Origin of the sequence: Vibrio sp. V04_P4A5T148 (assembly GCF_963875605.1) — a bacterium.
Taxonomy (GTDB): Bacteria; Pseudomonadota; Gammaproteobacteria; order Enterobacterales; family Vibrionaceae; genus Vibrio; species Vibrio anguillarum.
The window spans coordinates 203656-221269 of record NZ_CAWNMS010000025.1 but is presented as its reverse complement, the minus strand read 5'-3'; the positions used below and the strand labels follow the sequence as shown (position 1 = coordinate 221269).

At 48.0% G+C, this 17614-nt stretch carries 12 protein-coding genes; 3 read left to right on the top strand and 9 right to left on the bottom strand.

Going from position 1 to position 17614, the window contains the following annotated elements:
* Window positions 1–10: 10 nt before the first annotated feature.
* Complete coding sequence (locus AACT18_RS04560; RefSeq protein WP_094125103.1) at window positions 11–1837, bottom strand: DUF294 nucleotidyltransferase-like domain-containing protein; 1827 nt, start codon at window positions 1835–1837, stop codon at window positions 11–13.
* Between the two features lie 202 nt (window positions 1838–2039).
* Between AACT18_RS04560 and AACT18_RS04555 the strand changes: the two genes are divergently transcribed.
* Together AACT18_RS04555 and AACT18_RS04550 are read left to right on the top strand one after the other, a co-directional pair.
* On the top strand, window positions 2040–3230 hold the full coding sequence (locus tag AACT18_RS04555; RefSeq protein WP_013855815.1) for a 3-phenylpropionate MFS transporter: 1191 nt from the start codon (window positions 2040–2042) through the stop codon (window positions 3228–3230).
* A gap of 86 nt (window positions 3231–3316) precedes the next feature.
* The gene (locus AACT18_RS04550) at window positions 3317–6751 is read left to right on the top strand and encodes a PAS domain-containing hybrid sensor histidine kinase/response regulator (RefSeq protein WP_094125102.1); all 3435 of its coding nucleotides are present in this window, start codon (window positions 3317–3319) and stop codon (window positions 6749–6751) included.
* Window positions 6752–6845: 94 nt separating this feature from the next.
* Here the strand turns inward: AACT18_RS04550 and AACT18_RS04545 are convergent, their stop codons facing one another.
* Window positions 6846–8549 carry a sodium:solute symporter family protein gene (locus AACT18_RS04545; protein WP_017048884.1) on the bottom strand — a complete coding sequence of 568 codons (1704 nt, stop codon included), beginning with the start codon at window positions 8547–8549 and terminating at the stop codon, window positions 6846–6848.
* A gap of 12 nt (window positions 8550–8561) precedes the next feature.
* Window positions 8562–8828 (bottom strand): DUF4212 domain-containing protein, encoded by a 267-nt coding sequence (locus AACT18_RS04540; RefSeq protein WP_013855818.1) that lies wholly within the window; start codon window positions 8826–8828, stop codon window positions 8562–8564.
* A 387-nt stretch (window positions 8829–9215) separates the two neighbouring features.
* Here AACT18_RS04540 and AACT18_RS04535 point away from each other — a divergent pair, with 387 nt between their 5' ends.
* Window positions 9216–10961, top strand: coding sequence for a potassium/proton antiporter (locus tag AACT18_RS04535; RefSeq protein ID WP_013855819.1), 1746 nt, complete (start codon window positions 9216–9218; stop codon window positions 10959–10961).
* 4 nt (window positions 10962–10965) lie between these two features.
* On the opposite strand, the gene AACT18_RS04530 is transcribed toward AACT18_RS04535, so the two are convergent.
* The 6 genes from AACT18_RS04530 to AACT18_RS04505 form a co-directional block, all read right to left on the bottom strand.
* Window positions 10966–11595, bottom strand: coding sequence for a response regulator transcription factor (locus AACT18_RS04530; RefSeq protein WP_094125586.1), 630 nt, complete (start codon window positions 11593–11595; stop codon window positions 10966–10968).
* 241 nt (window positions 11596–11836) lie between these two features.
* A complete protein-coding gene (locus tag AACT18_RS04525; RefSeq protein WP_094125585.1) occupies window positions 11837–13639 on the bottom strand; it encodes a protein-disulfide reductase DsbD in 1803 nt (600 codons plus the stop codon).
* Window positions 13640–13799: 160 nt separating this feature from the next.
* On the bottom strand, window positions 13800–14258 hold the full coding sequence (locus AACT18_RS04520; RefSeq protein ID WP_088718009.1) for an arginine repressor: 459 nt from the start codon (window positions 14256–14258) through the stop codon (window positions 13800–13802).
* Between the two features lie 408 nt (window positions 14259–14666).
* Window positions 14667–15131: an aspartate carbamoyltransferase regulatory subunit gene (gene pyrI / locus AACT18_RS04515; RefSeq protein ID WP_017042201.1), complete on the bottom strand. Its 465-nt coding sequence runs from the start codon at window positions 15129–15131 to the stop codon at window positions 14667–14669.
* Window positions 15132–15146: 15 nt separating this feature from the next.
* Entirely contained in the window at window positions 15147–16076 is a 930-nt protein-coding gene (gene pyrB / locus AACT18_RS04510) for an aspartate carbamoyltransferase (RefSeq protein ID WP_094125584.1), read from the bottom strand.
* 454 nt (window positions 16077–16530) lie between these two features.
* Window positions 16531–17541: an ornithine carbamoyltransferase gene (locus tag AACT18_RS04505; protein WP_013855826.1), complete on the bottom strand. Its 1011-nt coding sequence runs from the start codon at window positions 17539–17541 to the stop codon at window positions 16531–16533.
* Between the last annotated feature and the right edge of the window lie 73 nt (window positions 17542–17614).

The following is a 17614-nucleotide window of genomic DNA, read 5'->3' as shown; positions in this document are numbered from 1 at the left end:
TTCGCCTCCACTATTCGCGAATTTGATAGTGATAGCCAAGCCACTGCTTGAATTTTTTCACCACGTGTAAACTGTGCCTGAGCAGGTCACGCTCGGTTCGGTCGAGCTGTTTTAAATCGAGTTTATTGGTGCTGTGTTGATTGCTCAGTTGCTGAGCTAAGCGCAATTTAAAGAACTGTTTGAGCGCTTCACTGAGATTATCGGCGGTTTCTTTTTCCAAAACCCGTTGCTCTACTAGCGCCTCGATGCGTTCAAAGGTGTTGTTTTGTTGAACTTGATGTTCAAGGCTTAGGGCGCGAATGCCATGCACAATCGGGAAAATGCCACCTTGTTTAATATCTAAGCCAGATTTGGAGTGTTTTACGGTGCCAAACAGCGTGAGTGGTACAGAAAAGCTCAGCGCGGGGCGAGTAAACTCCATCAAAATCAATTCTTGGTCGGCCATTAAATGGCTCAAGTGCTGTTTAATAGGGGCCAATAAGTGTTTGTTGCCCGCGACGGCGTGTGCGTCGGCCATGATCGCAATGTCCATCACTTGCTCGGGTTTGGCCGCTTTTACCCATTGGCTAAGTGTGGTTTTCCACTCATTTTGGCTTTTGACCCATTTGGGATTATTGACCATCACATTGCCCGGACAAAGCGGATAGCCGAGCTGCTGTAAGGTGTGGGTGAGCGTGTCCATGACCACCCCCATTTGATGCCACTGCAAGCCATCTTTGATGATCAGCGCGTTATCTTGGTCGGTTTTGAGGATCTGCTCTCCACGGCCTTCGGAGCCGAGTACGATCAAGCAGCAGTGATCATGCAGCGCGGGTGGCACAACCAAATGAAAGGCTTTTTCGATGATCTGTTCATTGACTGCTGAAATCAGCTCCATAATAAAACGAGTGCGAATGCCATTGTTGATTAGGCTTTCAACCAGTTGCCGTTGTTTGTTGGAGGCGAGAGCTAACTCTTCCACGCAGTTGGCGCGAGCAATACTTAACGTCAGCACGTGAGAATGAGTGGAGAAAGCACTGAGAATTTGTGTCATGTCCAGCATGCCAACGGCTTGATGACCATCACACACCATCACTCGTTTTATGCGGTTGCGCGTCATGGCAATCATCGCATTAAACAGAAAATCGCCATCGTTGATGTGCAGCACAGGAAAGGTAGCAATTTCCCCAACAGGGGTATCGAGCGGGTGGTTATCGAGCATGACGGAATGCAGCATATTGGTGCGCGTGACGATAGCATAGGGGTGCGCACTGGGGTTTTCGATTAAGCGTTGATCATGCTCGGCAAGACGAACTAAGGCCGCATCAACTCCGTTATCGCGTAATTGCTGGGTTACTTGGTTGAGCGGTTGATCTGGGCTTAAAATCATCGGTGGATGGTAAATCGAGTCATCAACCTTAGTTAAAATAAATTCGGCTAAATTCTTCTGCTGATGCGCCACATCAAGCAGAGCCTGGCGTTTGGCGAGGTTATTGTCGAAGTAGGCGGCGAACTGACCGTTGTCATTATACAGTTCGAGAAAGACGGCTTTCGGCAGCAGATAGCTTAAGGTATCTTCCAGCGCCACGTACTGATGCTTGGCTTTTTCTTCAAACAGTGCGCGTACATCAAACATGTCATCGTTGGCGTAGTGAGCAAAAATCTCTTTGCCATCTGGCGAGCGTTCTTCGACCGCGCCTTTGATCAGTACGTGTAGATACACGCTGGGTCTGTCACTGGCCTGCAGCAGATCGTTGCTACGAAAATACGCTACATCCAAGGATGAGCGAAGTCGCTGTTGCTGCGGCGGTGTTAAGCGGTCAAAGGGCGGTGACTGCATGTTGAATTTGTCAGGCATAACGATCGTCACTCAGAAGAAATTCCTATCTAAGTGTGACAAAAATCGCCACTACCTCCAGACGACTTTGGTCTAATGAGTGATATGACCCGCAAGGTTGTGAATAAGGAAACAGATTTGTCAGTAAACTTCCCTTTTTAGAAGCCTAAACTGCCTGCATAATACGGCGGTTTTCTCTCCCTCATTTTGTTCAGGATGAATCATGCTTAACCCCTCTCCATATGGTTGGATATCGCAGTACTTTATTGGTTTCTTCTTTGCGTATGGCGTCTATTTGCCATTTTGGGCGCTGTGGTTTGAAAACCAAGGCGTATCAGCAACCGATATCGGCGTATTAATCGGTATGGGCTTTGCTACGCGTTGCGTCGCTAATTTGGTGATTACGCCGCGTATCCATAAGGCCGAGCTTCTTCTACCAGCACTGCGTTGGTTAAGTTTGGCGGCGTTTTTATTTATTGGTTTTCACTTCTTTACGGGCGGCAGTTTCTGGCTGATGGCGTTAGCCACTGTGTTGTTTAACCTTTGCTGTGGCCCCGTGGTGCCGCTATCCGATGCGATGGCTAACTATTATGCGCGCTTAAAAATGCTCGATTATGGTCGCACCCGCTTATGGGGATCGGTGGCTTTTATCGCTGGTTCTACCGTGGTTGGCGTACTTGTGGCACGTTATGGTTCGGACATGATCCTCTACACCGCCTTGGCTGGGGTGTTTGTTTCGCTATTGATTAGCTTGCGCAATCCCAACCCAATGCCCGTGACGGTTGGTAATGCACATGCCGTCCGACCGAAACTGACGCAGTTATTGCGTGAGTGGCCAGTGATAAAATTCTTGATTCTAGCGGCGCTAATACAGGGCAGTCATGCGGCGTATTACAGTTTCAGTTCGATTCACTGGAAAGCGGCGGGGCATTCGGAAGAGCTGATTGGCTATTTATGGAGTTTAGGGGTTGCCGCTGAAGTCGCGGTATTTGCGCTCAGCAAACGCCTTTTTTCAGGCTGGTCACTACGCACATTATTTGTTGTCGCGTCGATTGGGGTTGTGGTGCGTTGGACGTTAATGGCGTCGACCACCGCGCTGCTTGCGCTGGGGACGATTCAACTGCTGCATGGGGTGACGTTTGCGATGGCGCATATAGCGGCGATTCAATACATTCAGCACGCACCGCAAAGCAAAATGGTGGCTATGCAAGCGCTGTATAATGCCATTCCACTTGGGGCATTTATTGCTTTGATGACCACCTTGAGTGGCTGGGGTTATGAACGCTGGGGCGCTAATGTATTTTGGGCGATGGCGGCAATGGGCATCTTGGCGCTGTTGATTAAAGTCGAACCCACATCATCCAATGAGTCAGGTACTGAGGTAATGAAAGCAGCGCCTGAAGCACAGAATTAACCTTAACTGATTGAGATTAAAAATTATCCTTAGTTAAATGAAGCCTCTTCTTTGAAGAGGCTTTTTTGAACCGATAAGGATATCAAATGCAAGGATGGATCGTCGTTCCCGTTTCGCTCGCTTACTTAGGCGTGCTGTTTCTCGTTGCTTGGTATGGTGATAGGCAAAGCCAATGGCTGGCGAAATGGCGACCGTGGATCTACAGCTTATCGATCGCGGTTTATTGCACCTCTTGGACTTTTTACGGCACTGTGGGTCAAGCGGCTAGCAACCCTTGGTCATTTCTGCCTATCTACATTGCGCCTATTTTAGTGTTTACCCTTGGCTGGCGTATGTTGGCGCGGCTGATTTTGATTGCGAAGCGCGAACATATTACCTCCATCGCCGATTTTATTGCTGCTCGCTACGGAAAATCACAAGGATTAGCGGTAACCGTAACTTTGATTGCCGTGGTGGGCATTTTACCTTACATCGCCTTGCAACTGCGCGGCATCACTATGGGGCTTGAGATTGTTGCCCCCAACCTCGCTACGCAATTTGGTTATCAGAATTATCACGTCTCGTGGTTTGTGGTCGCGGCTTTAGCGCTATTTACCATGCTGTTTGGTACACGGCATATTGATAACACCGAGCACCACCGCGGCATGATGATGGCGATTGCGTTTGAATCGATTGTTAAATTGGTCGCTTTTTTAACCGTGGGCGGTTTCATCATTTATCTGGCTTCAAGCCGTGAAACGGTTGATCTAAGTGCGATTGCTCAGCAGACGTATCAAGCGCCCAACTGGCCAACGCTGTTGATCCACACCGTATTAACCATGATGGCGATCATCTGCTTACCGCGTCAGTTTCATACCATGGTGGTAGAAAATGAACGCGCGCAAGATCTACATACGGCGCGCTGGTTATTTCCTCTTTACCTGACTTTGATGGGGTTATTTGTTCTACCTATTGCATGGGTTGGGCAAAGTTTGTTAAGCGGCAGCCCTGCCGATACTTATGTACTCAGCGTGCCTATGTCGGTGGGCGCAGAGCAGATAGCCTTACTGGCGTTTTTAGGTGGCACATCAGCGGCCAGCGGCATGGTGATTGTCTCGACCATCGCATTGGCTATCATGGTTTCTAATGATTTGGTGATGCCGCTTCTGTTGCGCCGCATGCGCTTAACTCAGCGCAACTACCGTCATTTATCTGGGTTGTTGCTCAACATCCGTCGCGGGTTGATTCTGTTGCTGCTGCTTGGTGCTTGGGGCTTTTATCAGGCGTTGGATGCGATTGGTTCTTTATCGGCGATCGGTTTTCTCTCATTTGCGGCGATTACCCAATTTGCCCCTTCATTGATTGGTGGCATGTACTGGCGTGAAGGCAACCGCAAAGGCGTTTATGTTGGATTGGCGGTCGGTTTTACTGTGTGGCTAGTAACCTTAATGAGCCAAACCGACATGCTGGCGGGCGATGCACAAACTAACGTTCTGTTATGGATGATCACCCCGCCGGATTGGTTGGTGCAGATGGGGCTGAAAAACTCCGATTGGGGCATGATGCTCAGTGTTGCGCTCAACACATTCTGCTACGTTGTTGTCTCTATGGTGACTCGTCCGAGTTTGAGTGAGCGTTTGCAATCGGCTTCTTTTGTCGGTACGCCGCTGCCTGAGAGTGAGAATCTCAGCTTGTATCAAAGCCGCGTGACAGTGGCTGAGCTTGAAATGTTGGCCGCCCGTTTTGTAGGGCGCACTCGTGTTCGCACCGCCTTTCGCCAATATTGGAGCCAGCAGCGAGAGACGTTACTGCCTAACCAACAAGCGCCATCTACCTTAATCCGTCATACAGAAAGAGTGCTGGCGGGGGTGTTTGGTGCTTCTTCGGCCAAATTAGTGCTCACTTCCGCACTGCAAGGGCGCAACATGCAACTTGAGGAAGTGGCGACCATTGTTGATGAAGCATCTGAGCTGTACGACTTTAGTCGCGGCTTATTGCAAGGGGCCATTGAGCATATTGGTCAAGGAATTACCGTGGTCGATAAAAAGCTGCGGCTGGTGGCGTGGAACCAACGCTATCTCGAACTGTTTGAGTTTCCCGCTGGGCTGATTCAAGTGGGGCGACCGATTGCGGATGTGATACGGCACAATGCGCAACACGGATTGTGTGGCCCTGGTGACCCTGAGGATCACGTGCGGCGGCGGGTGTATCACCTTGAGCAAGGAACCAGACATACTTCGGCGCGTATTCGCCCTGATGGACGAGTTATTGAAGTGCAAGGCAACCCGATGCCGGGCGGCGGGTTTGTGATGAGCTTTAGCGACATCACCGTTTTTCGCGAGGCGGAGCAGGCATTAAAAGAGGCAAATGAAACCTTGGAAGAGCGCGTGCACCAACGAACCCTAGAGCTTGAAACCCTTAATAAACGTTTGGTGGCGGCAACTCAAAAATCAGACCAAGAATCGCAATCAAAATCGCGCTTTTTGGCCGCTGTCAGCCACGATTTAATGCAGCCGTTGAACGCTGCGCGCCTGTTTGCCTCTTCGCTCTCGGAGGTGGCCAAAGAGACGGAAGTGAAAACGTTGGCGGGTTATATAGAGAGTGCTCTGGGCGCGGCTGAAGATCTGATTGGTGATTTGCTGGATATTTCACGTTTAGAGTCCGGCAAGCTCGATGTGCATTCTCATAGCTTTGCTATTAATGATGTATTTTCGAATCTTAACGCTGAATTTAGCGCCTTAGCTAAGCAGCAAGGGATTGATTTTAAAGTGATCCCATCCTCGCTCTATGTGATGTCTGACCCTAAATTATTGCGTCGCGTGGTACAAAACTTTCTCACTAACGCGTTTCGCTACAACCCTAAAGGTAAAGTGGTGCTGGGTGTACGCCGAGTGCGAGATCAGGTCAGGATTGATGTTTGGGATAATGGCATTGGTATCGAGCAAGATAAGCAGCAAGAAATCTTCGAAGAGTTTAACCGTGGTAGCCAAGTCCGTTCTGACCAAGGTTTGGGGCTCGGTTTAGCGATTTCAAAAGGCATTGCATATGTGCTGGGTCATGAAATTTCGATGCGCTCTTGGCATGGAAAAGGCAGCGTGTTTTCGCTCTCTTTGACGCGAGCTAAACCTGTTAAACAGGCTCCGACACTGGCGATAGAGCAAGGTATCCCATCTGATCTCAATCATCTGCGCGTACTGTGTGTGGACAACGAAGCTGATATTTTAGTTGGCATGAACGATCTGCTCGCAAGGTGGGGGTGTGATGTCAAAGTAGCAACGGACTTGCTGCAAAGCCTGAAAGCATTAGAAAACAATTGGTTGCCTGATGTTATTTTGTCGGATTACCGCTTAGATAATGGTCGCACTGGTTTAGAAGTGTTGCAGCAGTGTCGCTTGCGGCTTGGAGATAGCTTTGAAGGGGTCATCATCAGCGCTGATCGCACTGAAGAGATGATGGATGCGATTAAATTCAATGGCTTTAGCTTTATTCCCAAACCAATAAAACCGCTGAAACTGCGCGCGCTGTTGAATCGAGTCAATTAAGCATGCAGCATAAAGCCGATGCGTGGGCATCGGCTTTATGGGTATCACACTTCACTGCGGAGCGAACATCGAGCATGACGCTCGCAGGTGAAGATTAATGGTCGTGAGCTTGACCTGCGCCTTTCGGGAAGCGGATTGACTCCACCATTTCTTGCACTTCGGTTGGAACTTCTGCGGTAAATTTATTCACCACAATCGATACCACGAAGTTCAAACACATACCTAACGTACCAATGCCTTCAGGGCTGATACCAAACAACCAGTTATCTGGCGTGCTGGCTGCCGGGTTAATGAATTTGAAGTAGATGATGTAGGTTGCAGTAAAGATAATCCCTGCGACCATGCCCGCGATCGCGCCTTCTTTATTCATCTTCTTGTAGAAGATGCCCAAAATAATGGCCGGGAAGAAGGAGGCGGCTGCCAATCCGAAGGCAAACGCTACCACCTGAGCCACAAAACCCGGTGGGTTAATGCCTAGGTAACCAGCCCCCACAATCGCAATGATGGCGGCTAAGCGTGCGGCTAACAGCTCTTGTTTATCGGTCATGTTTGGTTTGAAGCCTTTCTTCAATAAGTCGTGAGAAATTGACGTCGAGATAACCAGTAAAAGACCTGCGGCTGTCGAAAGCGCAGCAGCTAAACCCCCAGCGGCGAGCAAGCCAACCACCCAGTTTGGCAGTTTTGCCAATTCAGGAGACGCCAATACGATGATGTCACGGTTAATGTTCATCTCGTTGCGCTCATCACCAGAGTAGAACATACGACCGTCATTGTTCTTATCTTTCCAGCTTACAAGGCCAGTATTCTCCCAGTTCTTAAACCAAGTAGGCGCGTCTGTTGCGGGCACGCCTTGCATGTCTGGGCCATTAATGGTCTCAATCATGTTCACGCGAGCAAAAGCAGCAACGCCTGGCGCTGTAGTGTATAGCAAAGAGATGAACAGCAATGCCCAACCCGCTGAGATACGCGCATCACGCACTTTAGGCACAGTGAAGAAGCGAATAATGACGTGAGGAAGACCAGCAGTACCCACCATCAAGGCTGCGCAGATAAAGAACACGTCAACCTTGCTCTTGTTGCCTTCGGTATAAGCGGTGAAGCCGAGCTCTTGAGTTAAGCCATCGAGTTTATCGAGTAGGTAAACATCGGTACCAGTAATGGTTGAGCCCATACCAATTTGTGGCAGAGGGTTACCTGTCATCATGATCGAGGTGAAAATGGCGGGAACAAGGAAGGCGAAAATGAGCACGCAGAATTGTGCAACTTGCGTATAAGTGATGCCTTTCATGCCACCGAGTACCGCATAGAAGAACACGATCCCCATACCGATGACGATACCAACGTTAATATCCACTTCGAGGAAGCGAGAGAATACCACGCCGACGCCGCGCATTTGCCCCGCAACATAAGTAAACGAGATAAAGATGGCGCAAAATACCGCCACCATACGCGCGGTTTTTGAGTAGTATCGCTCACCGATAAAATCTGGCACGGTGAACTGGCCAAATTTACGCAAGTAAGGTGCAAGGCAAAGTGCCAATAACACATAGCCGCCTGTCCAGCCCATCAAGTACACGGTACCATCATAGCCAATGAACGAGATGATACCCGCCATTGAGATAAACGAAGCGGCTGACATCCAGTCCGCTGCGGTTGCCATGCCGTTAGCAACAGGGTGAACACCACCGCCAGCAACATAGAATTCACTGGTCGATCCTGCACGGGCCCAAATGGCAATGCCGATATAGAGTGCAAACGTAATACCGACCAGAATAAACGTCCAAGTTTGAATATCCATTTCGTAAACCTCTTAGTCTTCCTGCACGTTGTATTTCTTGTCGAGCGCATTCATGCGCACAACGTAAATAAAGATCAAGGCGACAAAGGTATAGATGGACCCTTGTTGTGCGAACCAGAACCCTAGTTTGAACCCGCCTAAATGAATCGTATTAAGTGCGTCGACGAAAAGAACGCCTGCACCATATGATACCAAGAACCACACTGCCAGCAGTGAGCCCATAATTCCCAAGTTTTCCTTCCAGTAGGCTTGAGCATGTTCGGTTGATTGGAACGCCATGACCTTCTCCTTCGGTTTGCATATCGTAGTGTTAATTTAATGTTACAAAACTAAGATAGCAGTGAAAGGGTGATGGGTCTGTGCAACTTTAGTCGGGAGGTTGTTTTTTCCAATTCATTGTAACTAAATGAAATGCCTCAATTTAGAAGGCCTTTCTTATGTTGAATAAATGTTAAATTAGCCAAAAGTATAAGATCATAAGCTCTTGATTGGAAAATCGCTCATGGCGAGTTAACGATTTTTTATGTGGTTGGTTATTCATGCCGCGATAAAAACGATCAATGTTTACATAAAGTTGTCTTAAAAACGGATTAAACTAAGGCACAATGGAACGCGAATTTATGTTGGTTATTCAATCAATAATAATTAAATCAATAAGGAAGGAATATGGATGCAATCGCTATCAATGGTTTTTTTCTCGTAGGTGCTTTGCTGATTGCATTAAGTGTGTTGTTAAGTCCAGTCTCTTCTAAGTTAGGAATTCCTATTCTGCTCGTTTTTTTATTGGTGGGTATGTTGGCTGGGGAGGATGGCCCCGGTGGCATCTTATTTGATAATTATCCGATTGCTTATTTAGTCAGTAACTTAGCGCTTGCCATCATCTTATTGGATGGCGGCATGCGTACCCGTGTTGCCAGTTTTCGGATTGCCTTTTGGCCGTCAGTTTCGTTAGCGACGTTTGGGGTGGCGATCACCACTATTCTCACTGGCTTGATGGCGGCATGGCTGTTTAATTTGGAATTACTGCAAGGTATTTTGGTGGGTGCGATTGTTGGCTCAACCGATGCGGCGGCGGTTTTTTCCCTGCTTAAAGGGAGAAGCTTGAATGAGCGCGTCGGTTCAACGTTAGAGATAGAATCGGGCACTAACGATCCAATGGCGGTGTTTTTAACCGTGACGTTAATTGCGGTACTGGGTAGCCAAGGCGATGATCTCAGCGCAGGATTCTTGCTGCTGAGTTTTATCCAGCAATTTGGCCTCGGGGCTTTATTTGGATTAGCCGGAGGTTGGCTGCTCTGGAAGCTGATTAATAGCAATCAACTTCCAGAAGGGCTCTATTCTATTTTGGCCATCAGTGGCGGTTTGATTATCTTTGCGCTGTCCAATTCACTCGGCGGCAGTGGTATTTTATCCATCTACTTGACAGGTTTACTGTTGGGCAATAAACCGACCCGTTGCCGCTATTCCATTTTGAACGTACTGGATGGGATGACGTGGCTTAGCCAAATTGGTATGTTCTTGGTGCTTGGGTTATTGGTCACACCTTCTGAATTGCTGACCATTGCGGTGCCCGGCTTTGCGCTCGCCTTTGGTATGATTTTGTTTGCGCGCCCCATTTCTGTATGGATTGGTTTATTGCCATTCAAAGCATTTACTGCGCGTGAAAAGTGGTTTATCTCTTGGGTTGGACTGCGCGGCGCTGTACCCATTATTTTAGCGGTTTTCCCAATGATGGCCGGTTTACCGAATGCGCAGCTCTATTTCAACTTAGCCTTCTTCGTGGTGATGGTGTCGCTAGTGGTACAAGGGGGAACCTTGATGAAAGCGGCCGCTTTGGCTCGCGTTGAACTACCGCCCAAACCTGAGCCAATTTCACGTACCGGTGTTGAGATATACCCGTGCAGCGAATGGGAAATGTTGGTCTATAAACTCAAACAAGATAAATGGTGTATTGGTGAGCCATTACGCAACCTTTCTATGCCTGAAGGAACACGTATTACCGCTGTATTTCGTGACGAGCAACTGCTTCACCCATCGGGCAGCACCAAGTTGCAAGAGGGCGATGTCTTGTGCGTGTTAGCACAGGAGAAAGATCTCGAATCACTGAGCAACCTATTCAGTGAAGCGCCAGAAAAAGCCTCGTTAGAGCGCTTCTTTGGTGACTTCTTTTTGGATGTGGATGCAAAACTCGTTGACGTTGCTGCTTATTATGGTTTGACGATTGAGCACCTCAATCAAGAGATGACGCTCAACGATTTACTGATCCAAGAGCTCGGAGCCACACAAGTACTGGGTGACCATTTTGAATGGCAAGGTCTGTATCTGGTCGTGGCGGACGTGGCCGATTGGCAAGCAACCAAAGTCGGTTTGCGATTACCTTTAGAAGAGACGTTAGATGAAGCGAGCGAGTAGCCGACTACTCGCCCAACTCATTGAGTAAAATTACTGCTTGAGTGCGGTTTTTCACCCCAAGTTTACGGAAAATAGCCGTCATATGCGCTTTGATGGTCGCCTCAGAAACATTAAGCTCATAGGCGATTTGTTTGTTGAGTAGCCCATCAGAGAGCATGCCTAATACTTTGTATTGTTGCGGGGTTAAGGCGGCAATTTTCTTGGTTAAATCATTGCATGCGGCGTGATTGGCAATTAGCCCTTCAGGGAAAAATGGGTCACCGGCTAGGACTTGATTGAGCGCCGAGATCAGCGCGCGCATGTCACTCGATTTAGGAATAAAACCAAAGGCACCGTGGTTTTTTACTTGCGCTACCACCGAAGGTTCTTCACTGGCTGAAATCACCACAATCGGTAAATCAGGGTATTCGGCTCGCAAGTGAATGAGCCCTGACATCCCATTTGCGCCTGGCATTTTGAGATCCAACAACAGCAAATCCACATCGCTCTGTTTGGTTAATAAGGCTAACAGGGCATCTAGCGAATCCGCTTCCAATAAATTGGCACCGCTTATCGCCATATGCACCGATTGAAATAGCGCATTGCGAAACAGAGGGTGGTCGTCAGCAATGATGATGGTGTAGGTCGAATCCATGACGTTTTACACTTTTAGCAATGTCGTTAAATCGATTATTGACCGCGATCTCTCGCTGAACAATCTTTATACGCTAAAAGTCTGAACTGTATCCACTTTTTGTCTGATACTTAGTAGTGACTGAGCCTGATCTGAGAGTGGTGTATGTCAGGCGGTTCGAGAAGAAGTGATGGCGTTCACGCGCTATTATTGCCGACGGTTGCAATGGCTTGCTCAAACAGTCGGCAATAATCGGTAAACCTTAAAGCTGGTGGGCGATGAGGTGTGCTAAAAAGCGATCGGCTGGCATAAAACCGCTGATACGTGCGTTTGAAACGCGTTCACCTTGCGCATTCCAAAAATCAATCGTCGGTAACCCTAGCACGTTCATCGCCTTGAGCAGCTCAATATCTTGTGGCTGATTTTTGGTGACGTCCGCTTGCAATAGCACAAAGTTTTGCAGTTTCTGCGCGACCTCTTGCTGATGGAAAGTGTACTTTTCAAACTCTTTACACGCCACGCACCAGTCGGCGTAGAAATCGAGCATGACGGGTTTACCTGCTAATTTGGCTTGGCTCAACTGCAAGTTGAGCTCGGCAATATTATTCACCCGAATGAACTCGACATGGCTACGGCTTGCTAGGTTGGTTTGTTCTGGCTTAAACCACACATCTAGTGCAGGTTGCGCTGAAGCAAACAGACCCAATACCGCAATAATGCCAACCATGCTCTGTTTCCAGCCACCAAACGGCAAGCTGTTTTTACAATGATAGAGCCAACCAAACGCGACGATCCCAAGCGCAGACCAGAGCGCCGTTGACCACACTGGTGGCAATAAGCGTTCAAGTAAGAAGATCGGCGCAGCCAGTAAAATAAAGCCAAATAGTGTTTTGACTCTCTCCATCCAGCCACCGGCTTTGGGGAGTAGTTTGTTACCAAACACGGCGACCAAAATCAGCGGAATCCCCATGCCCATAGCTAAGGCATACAGTGCAATCGCCCCCGTGAATAGGTCGCCACTTTGCGCGACATACAGCAGCGCGCCAGAAAGAGGCGCGGTGGTGCACGGTGAGCAAACCAAACCGGAAATCGCGCCCATGGCAAACACGCCAACACTGCTACCGCCTTGCTGCTTATTACTCAGGCTGTTTAGCCACGTCTGCACTTTGCTTGGCAGTTGCAAGGTATAAACGCCAAACATCGACAGGGCGAGTAGCACAAATAGGGTACTGAGACCAATCAGTACATAAGGGTGCTGCATCGCGGCTTGAAATTGTAACCCAGCCGAAGCGACGACTAGGCCAAGTACGGTATAAGTGAGCGCCATACCTTGCACGTAAATAAACGACAAAATCAACGCGCGCCGTGGTGAAAGTTGACCACGACCAAGCACGATACTGGTGAGGATCGGGTACATAGGGAGTACACAAGGGGTAAAGGCTAGGCCAACGCCAAGTGCTAAAAAGAGTAGCGGTGTCCACCAAGAATCGGCGAGGCGGTTTGCTAGCCCGTCTTGTTCAGCCACGGGCGCTTTTGGCGAATCTGTTTCGCTTTTCGCCATATTGGCCGCCGTGTTGTTGTCAGAGCGAGTATCGCTTGCCACAGCTTGAAGGTCGATAATTCGCGTTTCTGGTGGATAGCAAAAGCCCGCTTTTGCACACCCTTGGTACTGGATAATTAATTTGGCGTTCGCTGCTGCACTGAGGAGCGGTACGTCGACAAACAGTGGCTCAGTATAAATCTTCACATCACCAAAAAATTCATCGTGATATGGCTGACCATCGAGCATCTCGATTTCACCAAGCTGTGCATTTTCGGCGCTGATACTGATCCGATCTTGGTAGAGGTAATAGCCCTGCTTGACCTGCCAATCTAAGAAGATCTGCTTACCTTGCTGCTCGGCATGAAAAGGAAACGCTTGGTCAACTGGGACAAATTGATTGTCGGCTGAGGCCAAACCGAGGTTGTTACCACTATTGAATGGATTGTCATTGCCGAAGACCGCCAACGCAGGTTGGGAAAGTGTCAGCAGAGCTAGCAGTACAAAGGAAAAGAGTAGGCGCATACAAAAATCGAGTCTTCATTAGGTGAGTGTCATCTTAACCCAATCAGACCGCTTTTCGGCGCAATAAGTTTCACAGTGATGGAAAAATCGTCGCTGATGAGGCAGTGAAGCGAGAAAAGCCAAGTGAGGTTGTGGACCTCACTTGGCTGGGCGATGGGGGTTAAGCGACACCTAGGCGAGTTTTCACCACCGCTTCACACGCTTCAATATTATTGATGTCTTTGGGAATAATAAGCACAGTGTCATTACCACCGACCGTTCCTAAAATCTCAGTGTGGGGATCAATATCAACCAATCGCGCGACCAATTGAGCACTTCCAGGATGAGTTTTCACCACCACAGTGGATTGATTGTGAGTGATAAACTCAATTTGTGAGGCGATAGATGACTCAACACGCACTGGTGCGGTTTCGACCGTAATGCAGTACACTTTTTTCCCACACGCATTTTGCACTTTCACCACACCAAGTTGGGAAAGCAAGCGTGACACAGTGGATTGGCTAATGCCTTCGTAGCCGAGCTCTATTAGCCTGAGTCGTAGCTCATTTTGGTTAGCAAAACTTTGTTGTTGTAGGATTTTTTTACAAGCGGAAGCTAACGTTTTGTCATCGGTTTGCATTGCGCCGTGGGGGATTTTTCTGTTCACGGGCGGTTCCTTTTATACACGCTACTGCGTCTGGGGTATCGGTGATCCTTACCATGCCAGCACACTCCCAAAGCCATAGAGTGTGAGTTCACGTTATGTTTAACGCCAATGGCGCAACGGTTGAGCATTGCTCTTTTCCCCTCTATAAGTGGTGGGGGATTATTATTGATGCCTGTAGCTTAACATTAATCAATGTGTCGCTTTTTGCGGGGGATCACCAAATAATAAACTAGATTACCGATTGATTTTTGGCGTTTTATGTTGATTTGATGGAATAATATGCACGGAAATATGCAAGATTCGTAAGTTGGTCCAGCGCCGAGTTAGGACGCTGGAGGCTGGCAGGGCTGTAAACGCGATGGATGCGCGCTTAGTGCTGTTTTAGCAACGTTCAGTCATTATTTCGCGCGAGAATACTTTCTCACAATAGTGGCATTTGAGATGCACATTCTCTTGTTTGAGTTGCACTTTAAAGCGGCTCTCGACAGGCTCGCCATGAGAGATGCAGTTGCTGTTTGGGCAACGAAATACGCTGTCAATTCTCTCTGGCAAAGTGAGGGTCAGTTTGTTGACCACTTTATACTCTTCAATTTGATTGACGGTGGCTTTCGGGGCATACAGTGCTAATTGGTTCGCTTGCTCTTTGGTGAGATAAAGGTTTTCTATTTTAATCAGATCTTTATTACCTAACGCAGAAGAGGGTAGGTTTAGGCCAATCGTCACACGTTGATTGGTTTCATTTAACTTAAACAAAGAGAGAATTTTGATCCCAAGGTTGGCAGGGATATGGTCAATCACGCTACCGTTACGAATCGCTTCAACTTGCAATTGGGTCTCTTTTACCATGATTTTATCTCCTACTTATAAGGTTGGGTTAAGAACAAGGGCTAATAAAGCTTCACGCGCATAAACGCCGTTTTCGGCTTGTTGGAAATAATAGGCGTAAGGTGTTTTATCGACATCGGTGGTGATTTCATCGACCCGAGGCAGTGGGTGCAGCACTTTTAAATTGTGGCGCGCTTCTTTTAATGTTTCTGCGGTTAAGATGTAAGCCGATTTCATATGTGCGTATTCGGATGCATCAAAGCGTTCTTTTTGTACGCGCGTCATGTACAGCACATCCAGTTCAGGCACGACCTCTTCAATGCTGGCGTGCAAACTAAACGCAATGCCAGCCTCTGAGAGCTCTTCGCAAATGTAATCCGGCATCGCCAGCACTTCTGGGGCGATAAAAAAGAAACGTACATTGTTGAATTTCGATAAGGCTTGGGTGAGCGAATGGACGGTGCGGCCATATTTTAAGTCGCCGACGAACGCGACGTTAAGGTTATCGAGCCTGCCTTGCGTTTCATAAATGGAAAACAGATCGAGCAAGGTTTGGGTTGGATGTTGGTTAGCACCATCGCCACCGTTGACTACGGGAACGCCGTTGGAAAACTCAGAGGCTAAACGTGCAGCGCCTTCTTGTGGGTGGCGCATGACAAATGCATCGACATAAGAGGAAATAACTTGCACCGAGTCAGCTAAGGTTTCCCCTTTCTTGGCAAGTGACGTATTGCCGCCATTATCAAAACCAATCACTGTGCCGCCTAGGCGCTGCACTGCCGTTTCAAACGACAAACGGGTACGTGTAGAAGGTTCAAAGAAGCAGCTTGCCACCACTTTATTTTTGAGAAGTTCAGGGTTTGGTTCCGCTTTAAGCCTTGTTGCAGTTTCAACAATCAGATCCAGTTCCGCGCGGCTCAGTTCTGGAATGGAAATGATGTGCTTGTTAAATAACGAATGCGCCATAACGTGTCTTCCCTCTGTATGGTTCGCTTTGGCTACTAGCCTTTGCGAAATTTTGCTTAAAAAAAAGCCCCCTAAAATAGGAGGCTTCAATAACGTTCAGAACAGAAAAACAAAACAGCTAACTCGACCGGCGCCGGGTGTAATGGATGGCGTTGATGGGGAGTGCTGCGGTTCATTTTCTGCTCCGTTTAGACAAATTGCGAAGGATTATACGGACAAAAAACACGCTGGCAATACTCTTTGGAAAATATCCAGAAAATGGATTTTTATGCGAAATTAGCTTGATTTCGATGTTATTTACTACGCGTTTACAGCTAAAGCATAAGCGCGATTTGTGAGTGTTATTGACTGAAAAAAAATGCGAGTTTTATTCAAGCTCGCATCGATTCAACATCAAAGAGATGAAGTAGACGATTCATCGCCTACATTCATTATCTACTATTCGTTACCTAAGTTAGTTACCTAAGGTGGCCACCATCACGGCTTTGATGGTGTGCATGCGGTTTTCAGCTTCATCGAACACGATGGAATGCTCAGATTCAATCACTTCATCGGTCACTTCAACGCCTTTGGCAAGCACTGGGTAGTTTTTCGCAAGCTCTTTGCCAACGGTGGTATCTTCGCCGTGGAATGCAGGCAAGCAGTGCATGAATTTCACATGTGGGTTACCAGTAGCTTTTAACATCGCCATGTTCACTTGGTAAGGCAGCATCAATTCAATGCGCTCTGCCCATGCTTCTTTCGCTTCGCCCATCGATACCCAAACATCGGTGTAAAGGAAATCACAGCCTTGAACGCCTTCTTGAACATCATCTGTAAGCGTAATTTTCGCGCCTGTTTGCTTTGCAATAGTGCGACATTCCGCGACTAATTCTTCGGTTGGCCAGAACGCTTTTGGTGCAACAAGGCGAATGTCCATGCCCATTTTCGCAGCGCCCACCATCAAGGAGTTACCCATGTTGTTGCGTGCATCACCGAGGTAGGCAAATTTCATTTCATGGAGGCGTTTGCCACGGCCATGTTCGATCATGGTAAGGAAATCAGCCAGAATTTGTGTTGGGTGGAATTCGTCAGTTAAGCCGTTCCATACTGGTACGCCAGCGTAGGCACCAAGCTCTTCAACGATCTCTTGACCAAAGCCGCGATATTCGATGCCGTCATACATGCGGCCTAAGACGCGCGCGGTATCTTTCATCGACTCTTTGTGGCCAATTTGTGAGCCTGATGGGCCTAAGTAGGAGACTTGAGCACCTTGGTCAAACGCTGCTACTTCGAATGCACAGCGAGTGCGAGTTGAGGTTTTTTCAAAGATAAGTGCAATGTTTTTGCCTTTGAGACGAGGCTGCTCATAACCGTTGTATTTGGCTTTTTTCAGCTCAAGGGATAGATCCAATAGGTGCTGGATTTCGCGTGGAGTGAAATCAAGAAGTTTTAGAAAGTTACGATTGCGTAAGTTAAAAGCCATGATCTTTTCCTCATTTGCAACGCTTGCTTCTGATGAGAGGGTGGAAGAAAGCGTTACTATTTGTTTAAAGTTA

Excerpts from the sequence above, each read along its gene's own strand:
- AACT18_RS04555 (WP_013855815.1), top strand. The coding sequence starts at position 2,040 with ATGCTTAACCCCTCTCCATATGGTTGGATATCGCAGTACTTTATTGGT.
- AACT18_RS04505 (WP_013855826.1), bottom strand. The coding sequence starts at position 17,541 with ATGGCTTTTAACTTACGCAATCGTAACTTTCTAAAACTTCTTGATTTC.
- AACT18_RS04530 (WP_094125586.1), bottom strand. The coding sequence starts at position 11,595 with ATGGATTCGACCTACACCATCATCATTGCTGACGACCACCCTCTGTTT.
- AACT18_RS04535 (WP_013855819.1), top strand. The coding sequence starts at position 9,216 with ATGGATGCAATCGCTATCAATGGTTTTTTTCTCGTAGGTGCTTTGCTG.
- AACT18_RS04545 (WP_017048884.1), bottom strand. The coding sequence starts at position 8,549 with ATGGATATTCAAACTTGGACGTTTATTCTGGTCGGTATTACGTTTGCA.
- AACT18_RS04540 (WP_013855818.1), bottom strand. The coding sequence starts at position 8,828 with ATGGCGTTCCAATCAACCGAACATGCTCAAGCCTACTGGAAGGAAAAC.
- AACT18_RS04525 (WP_094125585.1), bottom strand. The coding sequence starts at position 13,639 with ATGCGCCTACTCTTTTCCTTTGTACTGCTAGCTCTGCTGACACTTTCC.
- AACT18_RS04560 (WP_094125103.1), bottom strand. The coding sequence starts at position 1,837 with ATGCCTGACAAATTCAACATGCAGTCACCGCCCTTTGACCGCTTAACA.
- pyrB (WP_094125584.1), bottom strand. The coding sequence starts at position 16,076 with ATGGCGCATTCGTTATTTAACAAGCACATCATTTCCATTCCAGAACTG.
- AACT18_RS04520 (WP_088718009.1), bottom strand. The coding sequence starts at position 14,258 with ATGCAAACCGATGACAAAACGTTAGCTTCCGCTTGTAAAAAAATCCTA.
- pyrI (WP_017042201.1), bottom strand. The coding sequence starts at position 15,131 with ATGGTAAAAGAGACCCAATTGCAAGTTGAAGCGATTCGTAACGGTAGC.
- AACT18_RS04550 (WP_094125102.1), top strand. The coding sequence starts at position 3,317 with ATGCAAGGATGGATCGTCGTTCCCGTTTCGCTCGCTTACTTAGGCGTG.